The organism is Micromonospora sp. NPDC000121 (genome assembly GCF_042899165.1).
Taxonomy (GTDB): domain Bacteria; phylum Actinomycetota; class Actinomycetes; order Mycobacteriales; family Micromonosporaceae; genus Micromonospora.
The window spans coordinates 391,447-412,408 of record NZ_JBIAZP010000006.1; the positions used below are offsets into that span (position 1 = coordinate 391,447).

The window sequence follows — 20,962 nt, forward strand, 5'->3', positions numbered from 1 at the left end:
CGCCCGGCCCACCCGCCGGGACCGTCAGTCGAGCACGTCGGCGACGAGCCGGCCGGCGGCGGAGAGTGTGCCGGCCAGCTCGTCCGGCGTGTGCCCGGCACCGCCGAGCAGCGCGTGCGCCCGCCGGGCGAAGTCGGGCGGGGCGCCCGGCAGCCGCCCGGCGGAGGCGATCATGCCCTTCTCGTTGACCAGCCACCGCCCGGCCCGGGCGTGCAACACCTGGGCGAGTACGCCGACCGCCCGGAACAGACAGCCGGCCACGTACCCGCTGTCGCCGGCCACGGCGGCCTTGGCGGCGCCGGCGAGCAGGAACCGGGCCTCCCAGCCGCCGGCCCGGAGGGCGTCGGCCAGGGCCGGCGGGTACGCCCGTGTCTCCCCCCGCAGCGCGGTCAGCTCGCCGGTCGGGTCAGCGAGCACACGGCAGAGCGCCACCTCGCCGGCGTACGCGGACGAGTAGAAACCGAGCGGATGCCCGGCCTGCACGCCGACGTCGTACCAGCCGGCCTGGCAGTCGGCCCAGACCCGCTGCACCCGGTCGAGGTCGCGGTAGATCCAGTCGACCGCCGCCCCACCGACGCGCAGCCATCCGCCGCCGTCGACCCACGGCCCCCAGCCGCCGGGAGCGGTCAGTTCGACCTGCTCGTCGGCGACCGACGCGGCGACGGCGCGCAGCCCCGGCACGTCCAGTTCGCCCCGGTAGTAGAGGCCGAGGTCCCAGTCGGAGTCGGGCCGGTGCTCGCCGCGGGCCCGGCTGCCGCCGAGCGCGACCGCGACGACCCCGCCGACCGCGCACAGGCGGTCGGCCAGGTCGGCGGGGATCACGCCACGTCCCAGACGGGCTCGGGGGTCTCCACCACCTCGTTGTCGCTCCGGAAGAGGAGGAACCGGTCGAACGAGCGGGTGAACCAGCGGTCGTGGGTCACCGCGACCACGGTCCCCTCGAACGCCGTCAGCCCGGCCTCCAGCGCCTCCGCCGACGCCAGGTCCAGGTTGTCGGTGGGCTCGTCGAGCAGCAGCAGCGTCGCGCCGGACAGCTCCAGCAGCAGCACCAGGAACCGCGCCTGCTGCCCGCCGGAGAGGGTGCCGAAGCGCTGGTCGCCCTGCCCCGCCAGCTCGTACCGGGACAGCGCCGCCATCGCCGCGTGCCGGTCCATGCCGGCGCGGTGGTCGTCGCCCCGCCAGAGGATCTCGACGAGGGTCTTCGCCATCAGCTCCGGCCGGTCGTGGGTCTGCGAGAAGTGCCCGGGGCGCACCCGGGCGCCGAGCCGGGCCACCCCGTCGTGCGCGACCGGCGCGAGCGCCGCCGCGCCGTCGACCGGGCCGTTGGCCGGATCCGGGTCGCTGCCGCCACGGGCCAGCAGCCGGAGGAAGTGCGACTTGCCGGTGCCGTTGGCGCCGAGCACCGCCACCCGGTCGCCGTACCAGATCTCCAGGTCGAACGGGTAGGTCAGGCCGTCGAGTTCGAGCTGCTCGCAGACCACCGCGCGCTTGCCGGTCCGCCCGCCGGTCAGGCGCATCCGGATGTCCTGGTCCTTCGGCGGTACGGGCGGCGGCCCGGCCTCCTCGAACTTGCGCAACCGGGTCTGCGCGGCCTGGTAGCGCGAGGCCATCCCGTCGTTGTACGCGGCCTTCTGCTTGTACATCAGCATCAGCTCGCGCAGCTTCTGGTGCTCCTCGTCCCAGCGTTTGCGCAGCTCGTCGAGGCGGGCGTGCCGGGCCACCCGCGCGGAGTGCCAGCTCGCGAAGCCGCCGGGGTGCACCCAGGCGCTGCCGCCCTCCACGGCGACCACCCGGTCGGCGGTGTGCGCCAGCAGCTCCCGGTCGTGCGAGACGTAGAGCACCGACTTGGCCGACTCGCGCAGCCGCCCCTCCAGCCAGCGCTTGCCGGGCACGTCGAGGAAGTTGTCCGGCTCGTCGAGGAGCAGCACCTCGTCGGGGCCGCGCAGCAGCAGTTCGAGGGCGAAGCGCTTCTGCTGGCCGCCGGAGAGGGTACGCACCGGACGCTCCCGGGCGCCGTCCCACGGCAGGCCGAGCACGATGGTGGCGACGGTGTCGAAGAGCACCTCGGCGTCGTACCCGCCGACCTCGCCCCAGGCCGCGAGCGCGTCCGCGTACGCCAACTGGGCCTTGCCGGCGGCGGTGCTGTACTTGCCGCGGACCTCGGCCGCCCGCATGGCCGCCTCGGTCTCGGCGAGCCGGCGGCCGGCGTCGCGCAGCGCCGGCGGGGCGAGCGACAGCGCCAGGTCCGCCAGTGTGGACTCGTCGCCGATCATGCCGATGAACTGACGCATCACGCCCAGCCCGCCGGACCGCGCGATCGCGCCGGTCTTGACCGGCAGGTCGCCGGCCACCATCCGCAGCAGGGTCGTCTTGCCGGCGCCGTTCGGCCCGACCAGGGCCACCTTGGCGCCCTCGCCGACCCGGAACGAGACGTCGGTGAAGAGTTCCCGCCCGTCGGGGAGGATGTGCCCGACGGCTGCCACGTCCACGTATCCCACGCCGGCATCCTGCCCGAGCACCCCCCGGGCGGCCCAACCAATTACCGGGTGACGCGCAGCACCCGGTAGCCCTTCTGGCTGGCGTGCCGTTCGACCTGCCAACCCTGGTCGACCAGCCAGCGTTGCAGCGAGTCGCCGCCGAGATGGCGGGCGACCACCAACCAGGCGACGCCGTCCGGGGCGAGCCGGGGCAGCCAGCGCAGCAGCATCCGGTGCAGTTCGTCCTTGCCCACCCGGATCGGCGGATTGGACCAGAGCTGGGCGAACGTCACGTCGGCGGGCACGTCGTCCGGCGCGGCGACGCGTACCCGGTCGGCCGCGCCGATCCGCGCCGCGTTGGCCGCGGTCAGCTCCCGGGCCCTCTCGTTGACGTCGACGGCCCAGACGGTCGCCGACGGCGCCGAGGTGGCGAGCACGCAGGTGATCGGCCCGAAGCCGCAGCCGAGGTCGAGCAGGGCGCCGGTGGTGCCCGCGGGCGGCAGCTCCGCCTTGCGCAGCAGCACCGCCGTGCCGGGGTCGAGGCGGGCGGCGGAGAAGACCCCGCCGGAGGAGGTCAGGGTGTAGTCGCGGCCGGCGGCGGCGAACTCGACCTCGCGCGGGTGGGCGGCCGTCGCGGGTTCAGCGGTGAAGTAGTGGTCGCCGGTCACGCCGGCAATTCTCGCACCGCCCTCGCCGCCGACCGGTTGGGGGCCGAGGAGCGGGCGCAGCACGACACCAAACAGCTAGACCCACAATTTCCCAAAATTACCACCTAAAGGGACAATGCCTCCTACCCTGGGCGACATGGTGTATCGGTACCAGTCCGATGAGGACGTGTTCATGGAGTACCCGGATCCCGGGTCCGACCGGCCGGTGCTCGGTGCCGGTCCGCCTCCACCGGCAGGTCCCTCCCCCTCCCGCTTCCCGACGCCGTCGCTGCCCCGGGTCAGCCGGGTCGCGCCGCCCTCCGCCGAGCCGGAGCGGGTCCGCGCCGCAGCCCCGGTGCCCCCCACGCAGCACGCGCCGGCGGAACAGGCACCCCCAGCGCAACAGGCGCCCCCGGCACCGCCAGCACCGCCAGCGCCGCAGGCGCCCCCAGCGCCACAGGGGGAGGTGGGGCTGGCCCCGCCGGCGCCATCGGACCCGCCGGCCCCATCGGACCCGCCGGTGCGGTCGGACCCGCAGGTGCACCCGCCCGCACCGGCGGAGCCGCCCGTGGCCGTCGAGACACCCGAGGCGGTCGAGGCACCCGTGACCGTCGAGGCACCTGGGGTGGCCGAGCGTCCCGTGCCGCAGCGGGGCGGCGGCGGCCGGCTGTGGCAGGTGCTGGTCGGCGGAGCGGCCGTGCTCGTGCTGCTCGCGCTCTGCGGCCTCGGCGCCGCCGCCCTGCTGGTCGAGCGCGACCTGACGCCACGGGCCACGCCCACCGACCAGCCCCAGGTGGCCGAGTCGGCCGGGGCAGAGGCCGAGGCGCACGACCTCGACTCCCGGGACACCGACCAGACACCGCTCACCGCCAAGGAGCTGTTCCCCGGCACGCAGCTCGTCGTCGCCGACGGGCAGCCCGCGTACCGGGTGCTGAAGACCCACTCGAGCGCCAGCTGCGCGGTCGCGGCCACCGGGGAGGTCGCCGACCTGCTGGTCCGGCTCGGCTGCAACCAGGTGGTCCGGGCCACCCTGCGCACGGCCGACGGCGACCACCTGGTCACCGCCGGTCTGTTCAACCTGACCGACCGCGCCAGCGCCGAACGCGCCCGCGACCGGATCCGGCAGATGCTCGACGAGCGGCAGGGCCGGTTCCGGGGCATGGCGGCCGACAACGACACCCAGGCGATGGCCACCGCTCCGGCGCGGGTCGGCTGGCAGGTGCGCGGCCACTACCTCGCGTACGCGGTGGTCGTCCGCGCCGACGGCGAGACGATCGGTTCGGGCGACACGAAGGCCCGGGAGATCCTCTTCGACATGATCGAGCTGCACCTCAACCGGGGTGTGCTGGAGCGCCGGGCGGACGGCGGGACGGCCAGCCAGCCGACCGACGAGGGCGCGGACCGCACCGGCACGCAGGACGGGGGCGGGCTGCCGGGCGAGTGACGAGCCCTCCGGTGTGGACGGGTGCGCGGGGCTCGGGACCGCGCACCCGTTCCGTTCGGCGCCCCCGGAGGCCAGCTCTCCACCGGTCGACCTGGCCCAATCAACGCGCCTCGAACCGGCCGCTTCCCGAGCGGGGCCGGGGCAACGGCCGGCGCCCGGGGCGGCTCGGCGCCGACCCGCCGAGGTGGCAGGCGGCGGACGAGCGCGTCCCGGCGGTCAGCCCTCCAGGGGTACGCGCAGCCGCCGGGTCGCCTCGGCGCGGCGGGCGTACTCGGCCGGGTCGTCGGGGTAGCCCACGGCGACCAGGGTCAGCCCGTGCGCCGGCGCCACGGTCACCTCGCTGGAGCGTTCCCGGCGGGTGAGCAGGCTGCCCGGCCACCCGACCGGACGGCGCCCGTCCCCCGCGACCAGCATCGCGCCGACCAGGCTGCGCACCATCGCCTGGCAGAACGCGTCGGCCTGTACGGTGGCCACGAGGAGCCCGTCGGGGTCCCGCCGCCAGTCCAGCCGGGTCACCTCGCGCAGGGTGGTGGCGTTCTCCTTGCGCCGGCAGTACGCGGCGAAGTCGTGCTCCCCCACCAGCCCCGCCGCGGCGGCGTTCAGCGCGGCCAGGTCGAGCGGCTTCGGCCAGGCCAGCACCTCGTGCCGGCGCAGCGGCTCGGCGCCCCACGGCGCGTCGGTGACCCGGTACTCGTAGCGGCGGAAGGTGGCCGAGAACCGGGCGTCGAAGTCGGCGGGCACCTCGGTCATCGCCCGCACCCGCACGTCGGTGGGGAGCAGCCGGGCCAGCCGGCGCAGCAGCCGCCCTTCGTGCTCCCGCCACACGCCGGTGGGCAGGTCGACGTGGCAGACCTGCCCGGTGGCGTGCACCCCGGCGTCGGTGCGGCCCGCCACGGTCAGCCCGGTCGCCGTCCCCGCGCCGAGCACCAGGTCGAGGGTCTCCACGAGCACCCCGGCGACCGTACGCCGCGTCGGCTGGGCGGCCCAGCCGGAGAAGCCGGTGCCGTCGTACGCGACGTCCAGCCGCAGCCGGGTGCGCTCGTCCACTCGTACCTCCGCCTCACGGGGTCGGGCCCGGCACCCCACGAGGGGTGCCGGGCCCGACGGTGGCCTGGATCAGGCCTTGTCGTTCTCGCCGGCCTCGTCGCTGTCCTCGCGCGCGGCGGCGGTGTCGCCGGACGCCGACACGGGCGCCTCGGCGTCCTGGTCGCCCGAGTTCGACTTCGGGGTCTCCTCGGTCGGGGCGAGCGCCTCGACCTTGTCCTGCTGCGCGGCCTTGCGGGCGGCGGTCTTCTTGTTCGCCTTCGGCTCGGCGACCTGAAGCTCCTCGACCAGCTCGATGATCGCCATCGGCGCGGCGTCACCCTTGCGCGGACCGGTCTTCACGATCCGGGTGTAGCCACCGTTGCGGTTGGCGTACCGGGGCGCGATCTGGTCGAACAGGGCGTAGACCACGTCCTTGTCCTTGACGACACCCAGCACCCGCCGGCGGGACGCCAGGTCGCCGCGCTTGGCCTTGGTGATGAGCTGCTCGGCCAGCGGACGCAGCCGCCGGGCCTTCGTCTCGGTGGTCTGGATCTTGCCGTGCTGGAACAGCGCGGTGGCCAGGTTGGCCAGCATCAGCCGCTCGTGCGCGGGGCTGCCGCCGAGGCGGGGGCCCTTGGTGGGCGTGGGCATGCTTGGTGCTCCTCAGGTGTGGCGGCAGCGCGGACTAGAGCTGCTCGGTCTCGCGGTAGTCGTCGGTGTCGTAGTCGGCCTCGCCGAAGGTGTCCACGACATGCGCCGGGTCGAAGTTCGGAGCCGAGTCCTTCAGCCCCAGACCCATCCCGGCGAGCTTCATCTTGACCTCGTCGATCGACTTCTGACCGAAGTTGCGGATGTCGAGGAGGTCGGCCTCGGTACGCCCGATGAGCTCACCAACGGAGTTGATGCCCTCGCGCTTGAGGCAGTTGTAGGAGCGGACGGTCAGGTCCAGCTCCTCGATCGGCAGCGCCAGGTCCGCCGCGAGCTGGGCGTCCTGCGGGGACGGCCCGATGTCGATGCCCTCGGCGGTCTCGTCCAGCTCCCGGGCCAGACCGAACAGCTCCACCAGCGTCGAGCCGGCCGAGGCCAGCGCGGTACGCGGGCCCATCGACGGCTTGGTCTCGACGTCGATGATCAGCCGGTCGAAGTCCGTCCGCTGCTCGACACGGGTCGCCTCGACACGGTAGGTCACCTTGAGCACCGGCGAGTAGATCGAGTCGACCGGGATCCGGCCGATCTCGGCGCCGGCCTGCTTGTTCTGCGCCGCCGTGACGTAGCCGCGACCCCGCTCGACGGTCAGCTCCATGTCGAGCCGGCCCTTGCCGTTGAGGGTGGCGAGCTTGAGGTCGGGGTTGTGCACCGAGACGCCGGCCGGCGGCTGGATGTCACCCGCGGTCACGTCGCCCGGGCCCTGCTTGCGCAGGTACATGCTGACCGGCTCGTCGTGCTCGGAGCTGACGCAGAGCTCCTTGATGTTCATGACGAGCTCGACCACGTCCTCCTTGACACCGGGGATCGTGGTGAACTCGTGCAGCACACCGTCGATCTTGATCGAGGTGACCGCCGCACCCGGGATCGACGACAGCAGCGTACGCCGCAGCGAGTTGCCCAGGGTGTAGCCGAAGCCCGGCTCCAGCGGCTCGATCGTGAACCGGGACCGGGTCTCGTTGATCGACTCCTCGGAGAGGGTCGGTCGCTGGCTGATGAGCATGTCTTCTCTTCTCTTCCGGGGCGCCCGCCATATGACGCCCACGACAAACTGTTCCGGTGGCCCGCCCGTGCCGGGCGGGCCACCGCAACGAGCTCCGACTACTTGGAGTAGAGCTCGACGATCAGCTGCTCCTGGACCTGCGTGTCGATGACCTGGCGGGCCGGGAGCGAGTGCACGAGGATCTTCATCTGGCTGGGGATCGCCTCCAGCCAGGCCGGGACGGACCGCGAGCCGGCCTCGCCCTGCGCCACCAGGAACGGGGTGAGCTCCTTGCTCTTGGCCCGGACCTCGATGATGTCGTGCTCCTTGACGCGGTACGACGGGATGTCGACCTTCTTGCCGTTCACGGTGAAGTGACCGTGCTTGACCAGCTGGCGGGCCATGTCCCGGGACTTGGCGTAGCCGGCCCGGTAGACCACGTTGTCCAGCCGCGACTCGAGGATCTGCAGGAGGACCTCACCGGTCTTGGCCTGCTTGGCCACGGCCTCCTCGTAGTAACCGCGGAACTGCTTCTCCAGCACGCCGTAGACGCGGCGGGCCTTCTGCTTCTCACGGAGCTGGAGCAGGTACTCCGTCTCCTTCGTGCGGCCGCGGCCGTGCTGTCCGGGCGGGAACGGCCGGGACTCGAACGGGCACTTCGGGCCATCGCACTTGCTGCCCTTGAGGAACAGCTTCATCTTCTCCCGCCGGCAACGGCGGCAGTCAGCACCGGTGTAACGAGCCATCTCTCTCTAACCTCTCAGACCCGGCGACGCTTCGGCGGACGGCACCCGTTGTGCGGCTGCGGGGTCACGTCGGAGATCTGACCGACCTCCAGGCCCACGGCCTGCAGCGAACGGATGGCGGTCTCCCGGCCGGAGCCGGGGCCCTTGACGAACACGTCGACCTTGCGCATGCCGTGCTCCATCGCCCGGCGCGCGGCGGCCTCGGCGGCGAGCTGCGCGGCGAACGGGGTCGACTTGCGGGAACCCTTGAAGCCCACCTGGCCCGCGGAGGCCCAGGAGATGACCGCACCGGTCGGGTCCGTGATGGACACGATGGTGTTGTTGAAGGTGCTCTTGATGTGCGCCTGCCCGTGGGCGACGTTCTTGCGTTCCTTGCGCCGGACCTTCTTGACGGCGGCTCCGGCACGAGCCTTCGGTGGCATAAGTCTTTGCGCTCCTATTTACTTCTTGCCGGGCTTCTTCTTGCCGGCCACGGTCCGCTTCGGGCCCTTGCGGGTCCGCGCGTTGGTCCGGGTCCGCTGGCCACGCACGGGCAGGCCCCGGCGGTGCCGGATGCCGGCGTAGCAGCCGATCTCGACCTTGCGGCGGATGTCAGCGGCGACCTCGCGGCGCAGGTCGCCTTCAACCTTGTAGTTGGCCTCGATGTGGTCGCGGAGCTGGACCAGCTCCTCGTCCGTGAGGTCCCGGGCGCGCTTGTCCGGCGAGATGCCGGTGGCGGCGAGCGTCTCCAGGGCGCGGGTCCGACCCACGCCGAAGATGTAGGTGAGCGCGATCTCCATCCGCTTCTCGCGGGGGAGGTCGACGCCGACTAGACGTGCCATGTGCGGGCGTGCTCCTCGTGGTGTTCTGGCGGAGGTGTGGACCCGTCCCACCCCGCTACCGACCGTTCCGCCTCCGGCGTCGTGCGCCGGCGACCGGGAACGGCCGCTGCCCGAGCGGGCCCCGGCCTCCGACCGGGGGTCAACCACGCAGAGGTACGCGACGCGCACCGCCCGCGGCTGGGACGAGCAATTGATTCGTTGTCTGGATCCGCGGCCCGGACCGATTTCGACCGACCGTTGTCACACGGCCGGTCGGAACTGGTTCAGCCCTGGCGCTGCTTGTGGCGCGGGTCGGTGCAGATGACCATGACCCGGCCGTGCCGGCGGATGACCCGGCACTTGTTGCAGATCCTCTTGACGCTCGGCTTGACCTTCACGGTTGCCTTACTTCCCATCTGGCCCGAGACGCGCCGAGGCGCGACACCGGACGTCGAAGACGGACACGGGACGTCCCGGCCGTCGTCAGGCTTACTTGTAGCGGTAGACGATGCGCCCGCGGGTCAGGTCGTACGGCGAGAGTTCGACGACGACCCGGTCCTCCGGCAGGATGCGGATGTAGTGCTGCCGCATCTTGCCGCTGATGTGAGCCAGCACCTTGTGACCGTTCGCGAGCTCCACCCGGAACATGGCGTTCGGCAGGGGCTCGATGACCCGACCCTCGATCTCGATGGCTCCGTCTTTTTTCGGCATGTCCTCCGCTGTCCTGACGTCGGTTGCTCCGGACGGCCCACAACGTCTTACACGGGAGACTGATCAAGATCAGAAGCCCGCGCCAGCCGCGGCTCCGACTCCCACCGAAGCGCGGGGTGGGCATGCCGGAGTGGACGCTGTGCGCCGATCAGAAAGTGTACGCCCGCCTGCGGGCCGTCGCCAAACCGGCCACCCTCCGGGAGCGCCGGACCACCCGAAAGGCGACAATCAGCCATCGAGTTCGCCGGCGCGGCGTTTCCGGACCGAGGTCGCCGGCCCGGCGTTTCCGGACCGGCGGGCGGCAACTGCCGCCCGCGCTCACACCCGCCCGACTCCGCCGCCGGCGACCGTGCACCGGGAACGCGTCCACCACCGCCCGGCCACCCCACCTTGGCCAGAACCGAGACCCGCCCGCCGGCGTCGTGGAGCTCCCACGCGGCGGGACGGCGGACGCCGGCAGGCGGGTGACGTAGGCCCCGGTCGCCGTACGCCGTCTGGCCCTTCGCCCGAGGCAACCGCTCGTCGTACTCGCGTGGCCGCCGGCCTCGTCAGCTCAGACGGCCGGCGTGTCGGCGGGCTGGCGCGAGGTGACGAGTTCGCCGAGCCGGGCGCGACCGCCGTCCGGCGCGGTCAGCACCCAGACGCCGTCCGGAAGCAGCGCCATCGTGTGCTCGACGTGCACCGCCATCGACCGGTCCCGGGTGACCACGGTCCAGCCGTCGGAGAGCTCCACCGTCCGGGGCGAGCCCATCGTGATCATCGGCTCGATCGCCAGCGCCATGCCCGGCACCAGGCGAGGGCCCTTGCCCGGCCGGCCGTGGTTGAGCACGTGCGGGTCCTGGTGCATCTCGGTGCCGATGCCGTGGCCGCCGTAGCCGTCGACGATGCCGTACCGGCCGCCCTTGCGGACCGCGTTCTCCACGGCGTGCGAGATGTCGGTGAGCCGGCCCTTGCCGCTGGCCGCCCCGCGAGCGGCGGCGGCGATGCCCGCCCACATGGCGTCCTCGGCCACCTCGGCCATCTTGAGCAGCGCCGGGTCGACCTCGCCCACGCCGACCGTGATCGCCGCGTCGCCGTGCCAGCCGTTGAGCACCGCGCCGCAGTCGATCGAGATCAGGTCCCCGTCGCGGAGCACCTGCTCCGGCGCCGGGATGGCGTGCACGACCTGCTCGTTCACGGACGAGCAGATCGACGCCGGGAAGCCGTGGTAGCCCTTGAACGAGGGGACGGCGCCGGCCTCGCGGATGGTCGACTCGGCGATGGCGTCCAGGTCGGCGGTGCTGACCCCGGGGGCGACCGCCTCCCGCATCCGACGCAGCGCCTCGGCGACCACCAGCCCGGCGGCCCGCATCTTCTCGATCTGGTCAGGGGTCTTCAGCTGGATGTCCAGCTGGGGACGACGCATGGAGCCGTTACCTTTCGTTGCCGAAGCCGAAGAGCGGGGCACGTCGGACGTACCCCGCTCTTCGCACTCTATCCGCCGGAGCCCGGCGGGACGTCAGCCGCCGTACGACCGCAGGGCGTCGATGGCGCGGACCGTGACGTCCTCCACCGGGCCGGTGGCGTCGATGCCCACCAGCTTGCCCTGGGCGCCGTAGTAGTCGACCAGCGGCGCGGTCTTGTCCGCGTACTCCCGCAGGCGGGTGGCGATGGTCTCCGGCTTGTCGTCGTCGCGCTGGAACAGCTCGGCGCCGCACCGGTCGCAGATGCCCTCGCGGGTGGTCGCGTCGAACTCGACGTGCCAGATCTTGCCGCAGCCCCGGCACGTACGCCGGCCGGAGAGGCGCCGGATCACCTCGTCGTCGTCGACGACCAGTTCCAGCACCAGGTCGAGCGCGGTGCCCAGGTCGGCGAGGAGCTTGTCCAGCGCGGCGGCCTGGGGCGTGGTGCGCGGGAAGCCGTCGAGCAGGAAGCCCTCGGCGGCGTCCGGCTCGGCGAGCCGGTCCCGCACCATGTTGATGGTGACCTCGTCGGGCACCAGCTCGCCGGCGTCCATGTAGCGCTTCGCCTCGACCCCCAGCGGCGTGCCCTGGGAGACGTTCGACCGGAAGATGTCACCGGTCGAGATCTTCGGGACCGAGAGGTGCGCGGCGACGAACTCGGCCTGCGTACCCTTGCCCGCACCCGGCGGGCCAACCAGAACGAGTCTCATCTACCGCAGGAACCCTTCGTAGTTCCGCTGCATCAGTTGGCTCTCGATCTGCTTGGTGGTCTCCAGACCGACGCCGACCATGATCAGGACAGCGGTGCCGCCGAACGGGAAGTTCAGGTACTGCTGCCGGTCCAGCCAGATGAAGAAGAAGTTCGGCAGGATCGAGATGATGCCCAGGTAGAGGGCGCCCGGCAGGGTGATCCGGCTGAGGATGAAGTCCAGGTAGTCGGCGGTCGGCTTGCCGGGGCGGATGCCCGGCACGAAGCCGCCGTACTTCTTCATGTTGTCCGCGACCTCGGTCGGGTTGAACGTGATCGAGACGTAGAAGTACGTGAAGAAGATGATCAGCAGGAAGTAGACCGAGATGTAGATCGGGCTGGTCGGGTCGACCAGGTTGTTCTGGATCCACGTCTGGGTCTTGCCCGGGTTGGTCTGGTCGAAGAACTGCAGCGCCAACTGGGGCAGGTAGAGCAGCGACGAGCCGAAGATGACCGGGATGACACCCGCCTGGTTGACCTTCAGCGGGATGTAGGTCGAGGTGCCGCCGTACATGCGCCGACCGATCATCCGCTTGGCGTACTGCACCGGGATCCGGCGCTGCGCCTGCTCGATGAAGGTGACCGCGGTGATGACCACCAGGACCAGCGCGATCACGAGCAGGAACTTGCCCCAGCCGCCGGTCTGCTTGATCTGCCAGCCCTCGGCGGGGAGCCGGGCCGCGATCGAGGTGAAGATCAGGACGGACATGCCGTTGCCGACGCCCCGGTCGGTGATCAGCTCGCCGAGCCACATCACCACGCCGGTGCCGGCGGTCATCGTCATGACCAGCAGGGTCAGCGTCAGCCAGTCCGGGATCCCGGTGCCCTCGGGGATGATCGGGAACTGGTCGCACTGGTTCTGGAACAGCTGCCCGGAGCGGGCCAGCGCCACGAACGCCGACGCCTGCAGGACACCCAGGCCCAGCGTCAGGTAGCGGGTGTACTGGGTGATCTTCGCCTGGCCGGCCTGGCCCTCCTTGCGGAGCTGCTCCAGCCGCGGGATGACCACGGTCAGCAGCTGCAGGATGATCGACGCGGTGATGTAGGGCATGATGCCCAGCGCGAAGACCGAGAGCTGCAGCAGCGCGCCGCCGGAGAAGAGGTTGAGCAGGTTCAGCACCCCGGTGGAGCCGTTCTCCAGGGTGTCGAGGCACTTCTGCACGTTGCCGTACGAGACACCCGGGCTGGGCAGCGTGGCCCCGAGCCGGTAGACCGCGATGATGCCTACTGTGAACAGCAGCTTCTTGCGCAGGTCAGGCGTACGGAACGCACTGAGAAAGGCGGACAGCAACTTCTTCCTCCTGCGCGCGGCGGGCCGCCGGTTGTCCCGGGCGGGTCGGGGTGGGTGCCGGGCGAGCGCCCGATATCCATAGCTGGGAAGGGACTCTAACAGCCCGATCCCGGTCCGGGCAGATGTGCCCGGCTACATAAACCGAATCCGATGTTACCCGGCGCACACATGCCGGGGAGACCATGGCGCCCGCCCAGTTGGGACAACTGGACGGGCGCCATGTGTCGTACAACCCTTACAGCTCGGTGACGGTGCCACCGGCGGCGGTGATCTTCTCCTTGGCCGACGCGCTGAACGCGTGCGCCGACACCTGGAGGGTGACCCCGCCGAGGTCCCCGGTGCCGAGGACCTTGACCGGCTGGCCCTTGCGGACCGCGCCGGCCTCGACGAGCTCCAGCGGGCCGACCTGGCCGCCGTTCGGGAACAGCTCGGCGAGCCGGTCCAGGTTGACCACCTGGAAGACCACCTTGAACTTGTTCTTGAAGCCCTTCATCTTCGGCAGGCGCATGTGGATGGGCATCTGCCCACCCTCGAACGCCGCCGAGATGTTCTTGCGGGCCTTGGAACCCTTGGTACCGCGACCGGCCGTCTTACCCTTCGAGCCCTCACCGCGACCCACGCGGGTCTTCGCGGTCTTGGCACCGGGCGCCGGGCGCAGGTGGTGGACCTTGATCGTCATTACTCGACCTCCTCGACCTTCACGAGGTGGTTGACCGCGAAGATCATGCCGCGGATCTCCGGACGGTCCTCCTTGACCACCACGTCGTTGATCCGCTTGAGACCGAGCGAGCGCAGCGAGTCACGCTGGTTCTGCTTGGTCCCGATCTCGGACCGGACCTGGGTGACCTTCAGGCGAGCCATCAGGAAGCCACCCCCGCCCGCGACGCCAGCATGGCGGCCGGCGCGACGTCCTCGACCGGCAGGCCACGACGCGCGGCGACAGCCTCGGGGGACTCGAGCCCCTTCAGCGCCGCCACCGTGGCGTGCACGATGTTGATCGGGTTCGACGAGCCGAGGCTCTTGGAGAGCACGTCGTGGATACCCGCGCACTCCAGCACGGCGCGCACCGGGCCACCGGCGATGACACCCGTACCGGCCGAGGCCGGCTTGAGCAGCACCACACCGGCCGCGTCCTCGCCCTGCACCGGGTGCGGGATCGAGGCACCGATCCGCGGCACCTTGAAGAAGTGCTTCTTGGCCTCCTCGACACCCTTGGCGATCGCCGCGGGCACCTCCTTGGCCTTTCCGTAGCCCACACCGACGGTGCCGTCGCCGTCGCCCACGATCACCAGGGCGGTGAAGCTGAAGCGACGACCACCCTTCACGACCTTGGCGACGCGGTTGATCGCGACGACCCGCTCGAGGTGCGGGGTCTTCTCGACGGGCGCGTTTCCGCGGCCGCCCTCACGGCGGTTGTCGCGGCGACCACCCTCGTTGCCACCGGACCCGCCGCCACGGCGCTGTTGACCTGGCATCAGCAGCCTTCCTTCTCTCTCGTGACGGGGTTTCTAGAACTCGAGCCCGGCTTCGCGGGCGGCGTCGGCAAGCGCGGCGACCCGCCCCGCGTACCGGTTGCCACCGCGGTCGAAGACGACCTTGGAGATGCCGGCGGCCTTGGCCCGCTCGGCGAGCAGGGCGCCGACCTTGCCGGCCAGGGCGCTCTTGTCGCCCTCCGAGCCGCGCAGCGAGGCGTCCAGGGTCGAGGCCGACGCCAGGGTGTGACCCTTGGTGTCGTCCACGATCTGGGCGACGATGTGCCGCAGGGAGCGGGTGACCACGAGGCGGGGACGCTCGGCGGTGCCGCTGATGTTCTTGCGGACCCGGAAGTGCCGACGCGCACGCCCGACGGCACGCTTGGCGGCGACGCCGCGGCGGCGCTTGAGCAGCGTGGCGCTCACTTCTTACCTGCCTTTCCAGCCTTGCGGCGGATGACCTCGCCCTGGTACTTCACGCCCTTGCCCTTGTAGGGCTCCGGCGGGCGGATCTTCCGGATGTTGGCGGCGACCTCACCGACAAGCTGCTTGTCGATGCCGGCCACGTGGAACAGCGTCGGCTTCTCCACCGTGAAGGTGATGCCCTCCGGCGCCGGAACCAGCACGGGGTGCGAGAACCCGAGCGCGAACTCCAGGTCCTTGCCCTTGGCGGTCACGCGGTAACCGGTGCCGGCGATCTCCAGGCTCTTGCGGTAGCCCTCGGTGACGCCGACGATCATGTTGGCGACCAGGGTACGGCTGAGGCCGTGCAGCTCCTTGGCCTTGCGCTCGTCGTTCGGGCGGTTGACGTTCAGCTGCCCGTCCTCGGCCCGGTCGATCGTGATCGGCTCGGCCAGGGTGTGCGAGAGCTCGCCCTTGGGGCCCTTGACCTTGACGGTCTGGCCGTCGATCGTGATGTCGACGCCGGCTGGCACCGGGATCGACTTACGTCCAATACGCGACATTTCTACCTGTCTCCCGTTACCAGACGAAGGCGAGGACTTCCCCGCCAACGCTCCGCTTGCGGGCCTGCCGGTCGGTGAGCAGCCCCTGGGACGTCGAAATGATCGCCACGCCCAGCCCGCCGAGCACCCGCGGGAGCCCGTCCGACTTGGCGTAAACCCGCAGACCGGGCTTGGACACGCGCTTGATGCCGGCCAGGCTCCGCTCCCGGTTCTGGCCGTACTTCAGCTCGACGACCAGTCGCTTGCCGACGGCGCCCTCCTCGGGCTCCTCGACCGACCAGGTGGCGATGTAACCCTCGGCCTTGAGGACCTCGGCGATGTTCGCCTTGATCTTCGAGTAGGGCATCGTCACCCGGTCGTGGTACGCCTGGTTGGCGTTACGCAGACGCGTGAGCATGTCTGCGATCGGGTCGGTCATCGTCATGGATTTCGTCAGCCTTTCTCGCCGGGGTTCCCGGGGCCTTCCGCCCCGGGCCTACGGCGAAGAGCAATACGTGATCGGTGCAAGGGGTCCCGGCCCGGCGGCCGGGACGCGGTCGCCCTTACCAGGAAGCCTTGGAAACGCCCGGCAGCTCACCGCGGTGGGCCATCTCCCGGATGCAGACCCGGCAGAGACCGAACTTGCGGTAGACCGCCTTGGGGCGCCCGCACCGCTGGCAGCGGGTGTACGCGCGAACCGAGAACTTCGGCTTCGCGGCCGCCTTGATGATCAGCGCCTTCTTGGCCATCTCAGTTCTCCTTGAACGGGAAGCCCAGGAGCTTGAGCAGCGCCCGGCCCTCGTCGTCGGTCGTGGCGGTCGTGACCACCGTGATGTCCATGCCCCGCTGCCGATCGATCTTGTCCTGGTCGATCTCGTGGAACACCGACTGCTCGGTCAGGCCGAACGTGTAGTTGCCGTGCCCGTCGAGCTTGCGCCCGTCGAGACCGCGGAAGTCGCGGATACGCGGCAGCGCGATCGACAGCAGCCGGTCCAGGAACTCCCACATCCGGTCGCCGCGGAGGGTCACCTTCGCGCCGATCGGCATGCCCTCGCGGAGCTTGAACTGCGCGATGGACTTGGTCGCCCGCCGCACCTGCGGCTTCTGGCCGGTGATGGTGGCCAGGTCCCGGACGGCGCCGTCGATCAGCTTGGCGTCCCGGGCGGCCTCGCCGACACCCATGTTGACGACGATCTTGACCAGCCGCGGCACCTGCATCGGGTTGCCGTACTTGTGCTGCTCCTGCAGCTGGGCCACGATCTCGTTGCGGTACCGCTCCTTGAGGCGCGGCATGGTCTTGGTTTCGGTAGCCGTGGTCATCACAGGTCCTTACCGGTGCTACGCGCGATGCGGACCTTCTGGCCGTTTTCGTCGATCCGGTAACCGACGCGGGTCGGCTTGCCGTCGGAGTCCAGGACCTGCACGTTCGAGACGTGGATCGGGGCCTCCTGGGTGACGATGCCACCGGTCTTGGCGCCACGCTGGGTGGTGCTGATGCGGGTGTGCTTCTTGACCCGGTTCACGCCCTCGACCAGGACCTTGTCCTGCCGCGGGTAGGCCGCGATGACCTTGCCCTTGGCACCCTTGTCCTTGCCGGCGATGACGACGACCGTGTCGCCCTTCTTGACCTTCACGGTCACAACACCTCCGGCGCGAGAGAGATGATCTTCATGAACCGCTTGTCCCGCAGTTCCCGACCCACCGGGCCGAAGATACGGGTGCCGCGCGGGTCCCCGCCGTCCTTGATGATGACGGCGGCGTTCTCGTCGAAGCGGATGTACGAACCGTCCGGCCGCCGCTTCTCCTTGGCGGTGCGAACGACGACGGCCTTGACGACGTCGCCCTTCTTCACACCGGCACCCGGGATCGCGTCCTTGACGGTGGCCACGATGACGTCGCCGATGCTCGCGTAGCGCCGACCGGAGCCACCGAGAACCCGGATGCACAGGATCTCCCGAGCACCCGTGTTGTCGGCGACGCGCAGTCGCGACTCCTGCTGAATCACGTCTATCTCCTATGTCTGCCGGTTCTCCGGCCGCGCGAGGCGGCCGGAGCCTGGCGGAACCCGCGCCCGACTGACGCCGGGCGAGCTTGAGCCTTCGCTACTTGGCCTTTTCCAGGATCTCCACGAGCCGCCACCGCTTGGTGGCGGACAGCGGCCGGGTCTCCATGATCAGGACCCGGTCGCCGATGCCGGCGGTGTTCTGCTCGTCGTGCACCTTCAGCTTGCTGGTACGGCGCATGATCTTGCCGTACAGCGCGTGCTTGACCCGGTCCTCGACCTCGACGACGACGGTCTTTTCCATCTTGTCGCTGACCACGAGGCCCTCACGCACCTTGCGGCGGGCCCGCGCGGCGGCGGTGGTGTTCTCGCTCATGATGCAGTCACCTCAGTCGGCGCGACCGAGAGACCCAGCTCGCGCTCACGCATGATCGTGTAGATCCGGGCGATCTCCCGACGGATGACCTGCAGCCGCCGGTTGTTGTCCAGCTGCCCGGTTGCGGCCTGCACGCGGAGGTTGAACAGCTCCGCCTTGGCCTCACGCAGCTTCGTGACCAGCTCCTCCTCGGAGAGCTCACGCAGCTCGGAAGGCTTGACGCCCGCTGCCATCAGGATTCACCCACTTCGCGCGTAACAATCCGGCACTTCATCGGGAGCTTGTGGATCGCGCGACGCATCGCCTCTCGCGCGATCTGCTCGTTGGGGAAGGACATCTCGAAGAGGACCCGCCCCGGCTTCACGTTGGCGACCCACCACTCGGGCGAACCCTTACCGGAACCCATCCGGGTCTCGGCCGGCTTCTTGGTGAGGGCCTGGTCCGGGAAGATCGTGATCCAGACCTTGCCACCACGCTTGATGTGGCGGGTCATCGCGATACGCGCCGACTCGATCTGGCGGTTGGTCACGTACGCCGGCTCGAGAGCCTGGATTCCGAACTCGCCGAACACCACCCGGTTACCACCCTTGGATGCGCCGTGGCGGTCCGGGTGGTGCGGCTTGCGGAAGCCCTTCGGGGGCTTGCGCGGCATCAGCATCTGTCAGCCCTCCTGCTGCGTTTCTGCCGCGGCGGAGACGGCGGCGGGATCCACCGCGTCACCACTCGGCGTCTCGGCCTGCTGCGCGATGGTGGTCGCGGCGGCCCGGCCGGCCTCGGTGCCGCCGGCGGTCGTCCCGGACGAGCCGGACCGACCACGGCGCGGCCGCTCGGGGCGGTCGCCGCGCTCACGGCGCGGGCGAGACGGAGCCTCGGCCGGGGTCTCCCGACCCGGCACCGCGTCGCCCTTGTAGATCCAGACCTTCACGCCGATCCGGCCGAAGGTGGTACGGGCCTCGAAGAAGCCGTACTCGATGTTGGCCCGCAGCGTGTGCAGCGGGACCCGGCCCTCGCGGTAGAACTCGGTCCGGCTCATCTCGGCACCGCCGAGACGGCCCGAGACCTGGACCCGGATGCCCTTGCAGACCGGGTTCTTCATCGCGGACTGCATGGCCTTGCGCATCGCCCGACGGAAGCTGACCCGGCTGGACAGCTGCTCGGCGACGCCCTGGGCGACGAGCTGCGCGTCCGACTCGGGGCTCTTCACCTCGATGATGTTCAGCTGGACCTGCTTGCCGGTCAGCTTCTCGAGCTCGCCGCGGATCCGGTCGGCCTCCGCACCCTTGCGGCCGATGACGATGCCCGGCCGGGCGGTGTGGATGTCGACGCGGACCCGGTCCCGGGTGCGCTCGATGTCGACCTTGGAGATGCCGGCACGCTCGAGGCCCTTGGACATCATGCGGCGGATCTTGACGTCCTCGCCGATGTAGTCCTTGTAGAGCTTGTCCGCGAACCAGCGGGACTTCCAGTCGGTCGAGATGCCGAGCCGGAACCCGTGCGGGTGAACCTTCTGACCCATTACTCGGCGCCCTCCGTCTTGCTCTGCGTCTCAGCCGGCTCCGCCTGCTTCGCCGGGGCCGCCTTCTTCGCCGCGGCCTTCTTCGGTGCGGCCGGCGCCACGGCCTCGACCGCGACGGTGATGTGGCAGGTGCGCTTGCGGATCCGGTACGCCCGGCCCTGCGCCCGCGGCTGGAACCGCTTCATGGTCGGGCCCTCGTCCACGTACGCCTCGCTGACGAGCAGCGCGTCGGGGTCCAGCCGCTCGTTGTTCTCCGCGTTGGCGATCGCGCTCGCGAGCACCTTGTACACCTGCTCGCTCGCAGCCTGCGGCGCGAACTGCAGCACCGTGAGCGCCTCCTTCGCGGGCAGGCCGCGGACGAGGTTGACCACCCGGCGCGCCTTCATCGGCGAGATGCGCACGTGCCGCGCAACCGCCCGCGCGCCCGGAAGCACCGGAGCGTCGCCCTTTCCTGGCATCGCTGTAACCCCTTGTTCCTCTATCCGTATGCCCGCGGCGTCAGCGCCGACGGCTCTTCCGGTCGTCCTTCTCGTGACCCTTGAACGTGCGGGTCAGCGCGAACTCGCCGAGCTTGTGCCCGACCATCGCCTCGGTCACGAACACCGGGACGTGCTTGCGTCCGTCGTGCACGGCGATCGTGTGACCCAGCATCTCCGGGATGATCGTCGAGCGCCGCGACCAGGTCTTGATGACGTTCTTCGAGCCCTTGTCGTTCTGCGTCTCCACCTTCTTGAGCAGGTGGTCGTCGATGAACGGGCCCTTCTTCAGGCTGCGAGGCATGTCTTATCTCCCTCAGCCGCGCTTACGCGTGGCGTAGCGGCGGCGGACGATCAGCCGGTCACTCGGCTGGCCCTTACGACGGGTGCGGCCCTCGGGCTTACCCTGCGGGTTGACCGGGTGGCGACCGCCGGAGGTCTTACCCTCACCACCACCGTGCGGGTGGTCGACCGGGTTCATCGCGACACCACGGACGGTCGGGCGCTTGCCCTTCCACCGCATACGGCCGGCCTTGCCCCAGTTGATGTTCGACTGGTCGGCGTTGCCGATCTCGCCGATGCTGGCGCGGCAGCGCACGTCGACCCGCCGGATCTCACCGGACGGCATGCGCAGGGTCGCGTACGCGCCCTCGCGGCCGAGCAGCTGGATGCCGACGCCGGCCGAGCGGGCCAGCTTGGCCCCGCCGCCCGGACGCAGCTCCACGTTGTGGATGGTGGTACCGACCGGGATGTTGCGCAGCGGCAGGTTGTTGCCCGGCTTGATGTCGGCGCCCGGACCGGACTCGACGGCGTCGCCCTGCTTCAGGTCCTTCGGCGCGATGATGTAGCGCTTCTCGCCGTCGGCGTAGTGCAGCAGCGCGATACGCGCGGTGCGGTTCGGGTCGTACTCGATGTGGGCGACCTTCGCCGGCACGCCGTCCTTGTCGACCCGCTTGAAGTCGATCAGACGGTACTGGCGCTTGTGACCGCCACCGTGGTGCCGCGTGGTGATCCGGCCGTGGGCGTTGCGCCCGCCCTTCTTCGGCAGCGGAGCCAGCAGCGACTTCTCGGGCGTCGACCGGGTGATCTCGGCGAAGTCGGCGACGCTCGAGCCACGCCGGCCCGGCGTCGTCGGCTTGTACTTACGGATAGCCATT

General features: G+C 70.6%; 32 protein-coding genes. 1 reads left to right on the plus strand and 31 read right to left on the minus strand.

Annotated features, from left to right (window positions below; genetic code table 11):
- Nucleotides 1-24: 24 nt before the first annotated feature.
- Genes ACFY23_RS20085 through ACFY23_RS20095 form a run of 3 tightly spaced genes read right to left on the minus strand, consistent with a single transcriptional unit; the run spans nucleotide 25 to nucleotide 3,145 of the window.
- On the minus strand, nucleotides 25-822 hold the full coding sequence (locus tag ACFY23_RS20085; protein WP_350680998.1) for a nucleotidyltransferase domain-containing protein: 798 nt from the start codon (nucleotides 820-822) through the stop codon (nucleotides 25-27).
- The gene (locus ACFY23_RS20090; RefSeq protein WP_350681000.1) at nucleotides 819-2,498 is read right to left on the minus strand and encodes an ATP-binding cassette domain-containing protein; all 1,680 of its coding nucleotides are present in this window, start codon (nucleotides 2,496-2,498) and stop codon (nucleotides 819-821) included. The genes ACFY23_RS20085 and ACFY23_RS20090 overlap by 4 nt, the downstream gene beginning before the upstream one ends.
- A 41-nt stretch (nucleotides 2,499-2,539) precedes the next feature.
- A complete protein-coding gene (locus ACFY23_RS20095; RefSeq protein ID WP_350681002.1) occupies nucleotides 2,540-3,145 on the minus strand; it encodes a methyltransferase in 606 nt (201 codons plus the stop codon).
- 547 nt (nucleotides 3,146-3,692) lie between these two features.
- Between ACFY23_RS20095 and ACFY23_RS20100 the strand changes: the two genes are divergently transcribed.
- Complete coding sequence (locus ACFY23_RS20100; protein ID WP_350681004.1) at nucleotides 3,693-4,568, plus strand: hypothetical protein; 876 nt, start codon at nucleotides 3,693-3,695, stop codon at nucleotides 4,566-4,568.
- A 216-nt stretch (nucleotides 4,569-4,784) separates the two neighbouring features.
- Here the strand turns inward: ACFY23_RS20100 and truA are convergent, their stop codons facing one another.
- The 28 genes from truA to rplB form a co-directional block, all read right to left on the minus strand.
- Nucleotides 4,785-5,615 carry a tRNA pseudouridine(38-40) synthase TruA gene (truA, locus tag ACFY23_RS20105; RefSeq protein WP_350681006.1) on the minus strand — a complete coding sequence of 277 codons (831 nt, stop codon included), beginning with the start codon at nucleotides 5,613-5,615 and terminating at the stop codon, nucleotides 4,785-4,787.
- 69 nt (nucleotides 5,616-5,684) lie between these two features.
- Complete coding sequence (rplQ, locus tag ACFY23_RS20110) at nucleotides 5,685-6,245, minus strand: 50S ribosomal protein L17 (RefSeq protein WP_350681977.1); 561 nt, start codon at nucleotides 6,243-6,245, stop codon at nucleotides 5,685-5,687.
- A 34-nt stretch (nucleotides 6,246-6,279) separates the two neighbouring features.
- Entirely contained in the window at nucleotides 6,280-7,302 is a 1,023-nt protein-coding gene (locus tag ACFY23_RS20115; protein ID WP_091079335.1) for a DNA-directed RNA polymerase subunit alpha, read from the minus strand.
- A gap of 98 nt (nucleotides 7,303-7,400) precedes the next feature.
- Nucleotides 7,401-8,027, minus strand: a complete 627-nt coding sequence (gene rpsD / locus ACFY23_RS20120; protein ID WP_350681979.1) for a 30S ribosomal protein S4 — start codon at nucleotides 8,025-8,027, stop codon at nucleotides 7,401-7,403.
- Nucleotides 8,028-8,041: 14 nt separating this feature from the next.
- A complete protein-coding gene (gene rpsK / locus ACFY23_RS20125; RefSeq protein ID WP_007073011.1) occupies nucleotides 8,042-8,449 on the minus strand; it encodes a 30S ribosomal protein S11 in 408 nt (135 codons plus the stop codon).
- Between the two features lie 18 nt (nucleotides 8,450-8,467).
- Entirely contained in the window at nucleotides 8,468-8,848 is a 381-nt protein-coding gene (gene rpsM, locus ACFY23_RS20130) for a 30S ribosomal protein S13 (protein WP_007073012.1), read from the minus strand.
- A gap of 263 nt (nucleotides 8,849-9,111) precedes the next feature.
- Entirely contained in the window at nucleotides 9,112-9,225 is a 114-nt protein-coding gene (rpmJ, locus tag ACFY23_RS20135; protein WP_012184307.1) for a 50S ribosomal protein L36, read from the minus strand.
- Between the two features lie 91 nt (nucleotides 9,226-9,316).
- Nucleotides 9,317-9,538 carry a translation initiation factor IF-1 gene (infA, locus tag ACFY23_RS20140; RefSeq protein WP_007073013.1) on the minus strand — a complete coding sequence of 74 codons (222 nt, stop codon included), beginning with the start codon at nucleotides 9,536-9,538 and terminating at the stop codon, nucleotides 9,317-9,319.
- A gap of 553 nt (nucleotides 9,539-10,091) precedes the next feature.
- Nucleotides 10,092-10,943, minus strand: a complete 852-nt coding sequence (gene map, locus ACFY23_RS20145; protein WP_350681982.1) for a type I methionyl aminopeptidase — start codon at nucleotides 10,941-10,943, stop codon at nucleotides 10,092-10,094.
- A 93-nt stretch (nucleotides 10,944-11,036) separates the two neighbouring features.
- Complete coding sequence (locus tag ACFY23_RS20150; protein WP_350681984.1) at nucleotides 11,037-11,690, minus strand: adenylate kinase; 654 nt, start codon at nucleotides 11,688-11,690, stop codon at nucleotides 11,037-11,039.
- Nucleotides 11,691-13,019 carry a preprotein translocase subunit SecY gene (gene secY, locus ACFY23_RS20155; RefSeq protein ID WP_350681986.1) on the minus strand — a complete coding sequence of 443 codons (1,329 nt, stop codon included), beginning with the start codon at nucleotides 13,017-13,019 and terminating at the stop codon, nucleotides 11,691-11,693.
- Between the two features lie 235 nt (nucleotides 13,020-13,254).
- Complete coding sequence (gene rplO, locus ACFY23_RS20160) at nucleotides 13,255-13,698, minus strand: 50S ribosomal protein L15 (RefSeq protein WP_350681988.1); 444 nt, start codon at nucleotides 13,696-13,698, stop codon at nucleotides 13,255-13,257.
- The gene (rpmD, locus tag ACFY23_RS20165; protein WP_007073018.1) at nucleotides 13,698-13,880 is read right to left on the minus strand and encodes a 50S ribosomal protein L30; all 183 of its coding nucleotides are present in this window, start codon (nucleotides 13,878-13,880) and stop codon (nucleotides 13,698-13,700) included. Before rpmD ends, rplO begins: the two co-directional genes overlap by 1 nt.
- Nucleotides 13,880-14,494, minus strand: a complete 615-nt coding sequence (rpsE, locus tag ACFY23_RS20170) for a 30S ribosomal protein S5 (protein ID WP_067359624.1) — start codon at nucleotides 14,492-14,494, stop codon at nucleotides 13,880-13,882. Before rpsE ends, rpmD begins: the two co-directional genes overlap by 1 nt.
- A gap of 33 nt (nucleotides 14,495-14,527) precedes the next feature.
- Nucleotides 14,528-14,917: a 50S ribosomal protein L18 gene (gene rplR, locus ACFY23_RS20175; protein ID WP_091102576.1), complete on the minus strand. Its 390-nt coding sequence runs from the start codon at nucleotides 14,915-14,917 to the stop codon at nucleotides 14,528-14,530.
- The gene (gene rplF / locus ACFY23_RS20180; protein ID WP_091102572.1) at nucleotides 14,914-15,456 is read right to left on the minus strand and encodes a 50S ribosomal protein L6; all 543 of its coding nucleotides are present in this window, start codon (nucleotides 15,454-15,456) and stop codon (nucleotides 14,914-14,916) included. The genes rplR and rplF overlap by 4 nt, the downstream gene beginning before the upstream one ends.
- 16 nt (nucleotides 15,457-15,472) lie before the next feature.
- On the minus strand, nucleotides 15,473-15,880 hold the full coding sequence (gene rpsH, locus ACFY23_RS20185; RefSeq protein ID WP_013288624.1) for a 30S ribosomal protein S8: 408 nt from the start codon (nucleotides 15,878-15,880) through the stop codon (nucleotides 15,473-15,475).
- Nucleotides 15,881-15,998: 118 nt separating this feature from the next.
- Nucleotides 15,999-16,184, minus strand: coding sequence for a type Z 30S ribosomal protein S14 (locus ACFY23_RS20190; RefSeq protein WP_007465272.1), 186 nt, complete (start codon nucleotides 16,182-16,184; stop codon nucleotides 15,999-16,001).
- Nucleotide 16,185: 1 nt separating this feature from the next.
- On the minus strand, nucleotides 16,186-16,755 hold the full coding sequence (gene rplE, locus ACFY23_RS20195; RefSeq protein ID WP_350681992.1) for a 50S ribosomal protein L5: 570 nt from the start codon (nucleotides 16,753-16,755) through the stop codon (nucleotides 16,186-16,188).
- Nucleotides 16,755-17,075, minus strand: coding sequence for a 50S ribosomal protein L24 (gene rplX, locus ACFY23_RS20200; RefSeq protein ID WP_172896341.1), 321 nt, complete (start codon nucleotides 17,073-17,075; stop codon nucleotides 16,755-16,757). Before rplX ends, rplE begins: the two co-directional genes overlap by 1 nt.
- Nucleotides 17,072-17,440: a 50S ribosomal protein L14 gene (gene rplN / locus ACFY23_RS20205; protein ID WP_007073026.1), complete on the minus strand. Its 369-nt coding sequence runs from the start codon at nucleotides 17,438-17,440 to the stop codon at nucleotides 17,072-17,074. Before rplN ends, rplX begins: the two co-directional genes overlap by 4 nt.
- A 97-nt stretch (nucleotides 17,441-17,537) precedes the next feature.
- Complete coding sequence (gene rpsQ / locus ACFY23_RS20210; RefSeq protein ID WP_088998356.1) at nucleotides 17,538-17,813, minus strand: 30S ribosomal protein S17; 276 nt, start codon at nucleotides 17,811-17,813, stop codon at nucleotides 17,538-17,540.
- On the minus strand, nucleotides 17,810-18,046 hold the full coding sequence (gene rpmC, locus ACFY23_RS20215; protein WP_350681994.1) for a 50S ribosomal protein L29: 237 nt from the start codon (nucleotides 18,044-18,046) through the stop codon (nucleotides 17,810-17,812). The genes rpsQ and rpmC overlap by 4 nt, the downstream gene beginning before the upstream one ends.
- Entirely contained in the window at nucleotides 18,046-18,471 is a 426-nt protein-coding gene (gene rplP / locus ACFY23_RS20220) for a 50S ribosomal protein L16 (RefSeq protein ID WP_073834927.1), read from the minus strand. The genes rpmC and rplP overlap by 1 nt, the downstream gene beginning before the upstream one ends.
- Before the next feature lie 3 nt (nucleotides 18,472-18,474).
- The gene (gene rpsC / locus ACFY23_RS20225) at nucleotides 18,475-19,329 is read right to left on the minus strand and encodes a 30S ribosomal protein S3 (protein WP_091102569.1); all 855 of its coding nucleotides are present in this window, start codon (nucleotides 19,327-19,329) and stop codon (nucleotides 18,475-18,477) included.
- Nucleotides 19,329-19,787, minus strand: a complete 459-nt coding sequence (gene rplV, locus ACFY23_RS20230; RefSeq protein ID WP_091102565.1) for a 50S ribosomal protein L22 — start codon at nucleotides 19,785-19,787, stop codon at nucleotides 19,329-19,331. Before rplV ends, rpsC begins: the two co-directional genes overlap by 1 nt.
- 40 nt (nucleotides 19,788-19,827) lie before the next feature.
- Nucleotides 19,828-20,109, minus strand: coding sequence for a 30S ribosomal protein S19 (rpsS, locus tag ACFY23_RS20235; RefSeq protein WP_088647003.1), 282 nt, complete (start codon nucleotides 20,107-20,109; stop codon nucleotides 19,828-19,830).
- Between the two features lie 12 nt (nucleotides 20,110-20,121).
- Nucleotides 20,122-20,961 carry a 50S ribosomal protein L2 gene (rplB, locus tag ACFY23_RS20240; protein ID WP_046567215.1) on the minus strand — a complete coding sequence of 280 codons (840 nt, stop codon included), beginning with the start codon at nucleotides 20,959-20,961 and terminating at the stop codon, nucleotides 20,122-20,124.
- Nucleotide 20,962 lies beyond the last annotated feature (1 nt).

Bases quoted from the DNA above. Each gene is read 5' to 3' on its own strand.
- rpsD (WP_350681979.1), bottom strand. From the start codon at position 8,027: ATGGCTCGTTACACCGGTGCTGACTGCCGCCGTTGCCGGCGGGAGAAG.
- rpsM (WP_007073012.1), bottom strand. From the start codon at position 8,848: ATGGCACGTCTAGTCGGCGTCGACCTCCCCCGCGAGAAGCGGATGGAG.
- infA (WP_007073013.1), bottom strand. From the start codon at position 9,538: ATGCCGAAAAAAGACGGAGCCATCGAGATCGAGGGTCGGGTCATCGAG.
- rpsH (WP_013288624.1), bottom strand. From the start codon at position 15,880: ATGACGATGACCGACCCGATCGCAGACATGCTCACGCGTCTGCGTAAC.
- ACFY23_RS20150 (WP_350681984.1), bottom strand. From the start codon at position 11,690: ATGAGACTCGTTCTGGTTGGCCCGCCGGGTGCGGGCAAGGGTACGCAG.
- rpmD (WP_007073018.1), bottom strand. From the start codon at position 13,880: ATGGCTCGCCTGAAGGTCACCCAGGTCCGGTCCGAGATCGGGACCAAG.
- rpmC (WP_350681994.1), bottom strand. From the start codon at position 18,046: ATGGCAGCGGGCGTCAAGCCTTCCGAGCTGCGTGAGCTCTCCGAGGAG.
- rpsE (WP_067359624.1), bottom strand. From the start codon at position 14,494: ATGCCAGGTCAACAGCGCCGTGGCGGCGGGTCCGGTGGCAACGAGGGT.
- rplB (WP_046567215.1), bottom strand. From the start codon at position 20,961: ATGGCTATCCGTAAGTACAAGCCGACGACGCCGGGCCGGCGTGGCTCG.
- ACFY23_RS20115 (WP_091079335.1), bottom strand. From the start codon at position 7,302: ATGCTCATCAGCCAGCGACCGACCCTCTCCGAGGAGTCGATCAACGAG.
- rpsS (WP_088647003.1), bottom strand. From the start codon at position 20,109: ATGCCTCGCAGCCTGAAGAAGGGCCCGTTCATCGACGACCACCTGCTC.
- rplF (WP_091102572.1), bottom strand. From the start codon at position 15,456: ATGTCGCGTATTGGACGTAAGTCGATCCCGGTGCCAGCCGGCGTCGAC.
- ACFY23_RS20190 (WP_007465272.1), bottom strand. From the start codon at position 16,184: ATGGCCAAGAAGGCGCTGATCATCAAGGCGGCCGCGAAGCCGAAGTTC.
- rpsQ (WP_088998356.1), bottom strand. From the start codon at position 17,813: ATGAGCGAGAACACCACCGCCGCCGCGCGGGCCCGCCGCAAGGTGCGT.
- rpsK (WP_007073011.1), bottom strand. From the start codon at position 8,449: ATGCCACCGAAGGCTCGTGCCGGAGCCGCCGTCAAGAAGGTCCGGCGC.
- map (WP_350681982.1), bottom strand. From the start codon at position 10,943: ATGCGTCGTCCCCAGCTGGACATCCAGCTGAAGACCCCTGACCAGATC.
- rplO (WP_350681988.1), bottom strand. From the start codon at position 13,698: ATGACGATCAAGGTCCACCACCTGCGCCCGGCGCCCGGTGCCAAGACC.
- rplP (WP_073834927.1), bottom strand. From the start codon at position 18,471: ATGCTGATGCCGCGCAAGCCCCCGAAGGGCTTCCGCAAGCCGCACCAC.
- rplQ (WP_350681977.1), bottom strand. From the start codon at position 6,245: ATGCCCACGCCCACCAAGGGCCCCCGCCTCGGCGGCAGCCCCGCGCAC.
- rplE (WP_350681992.1), bottom strand. From the start codon at position 16,755: ATGACCACGGCTACCGAAACCAAGACCATGCCGCGCCTCAAGGAGCGG.
- rplV (WP_091102565.1), bottom strand. From the start codon at position 19,787: ATGCCAGGAAAGGGCGACGCTCCGGTGCTTCCGGGCGCGCGGGCGGTT.
- rpsC (WP_091102569.1), bottom strand. From the start codon at position 19,329: ATGGGTCAGAAGGTTCACCCGCACGGGTTCCGGCTCGGCATCTCGACC.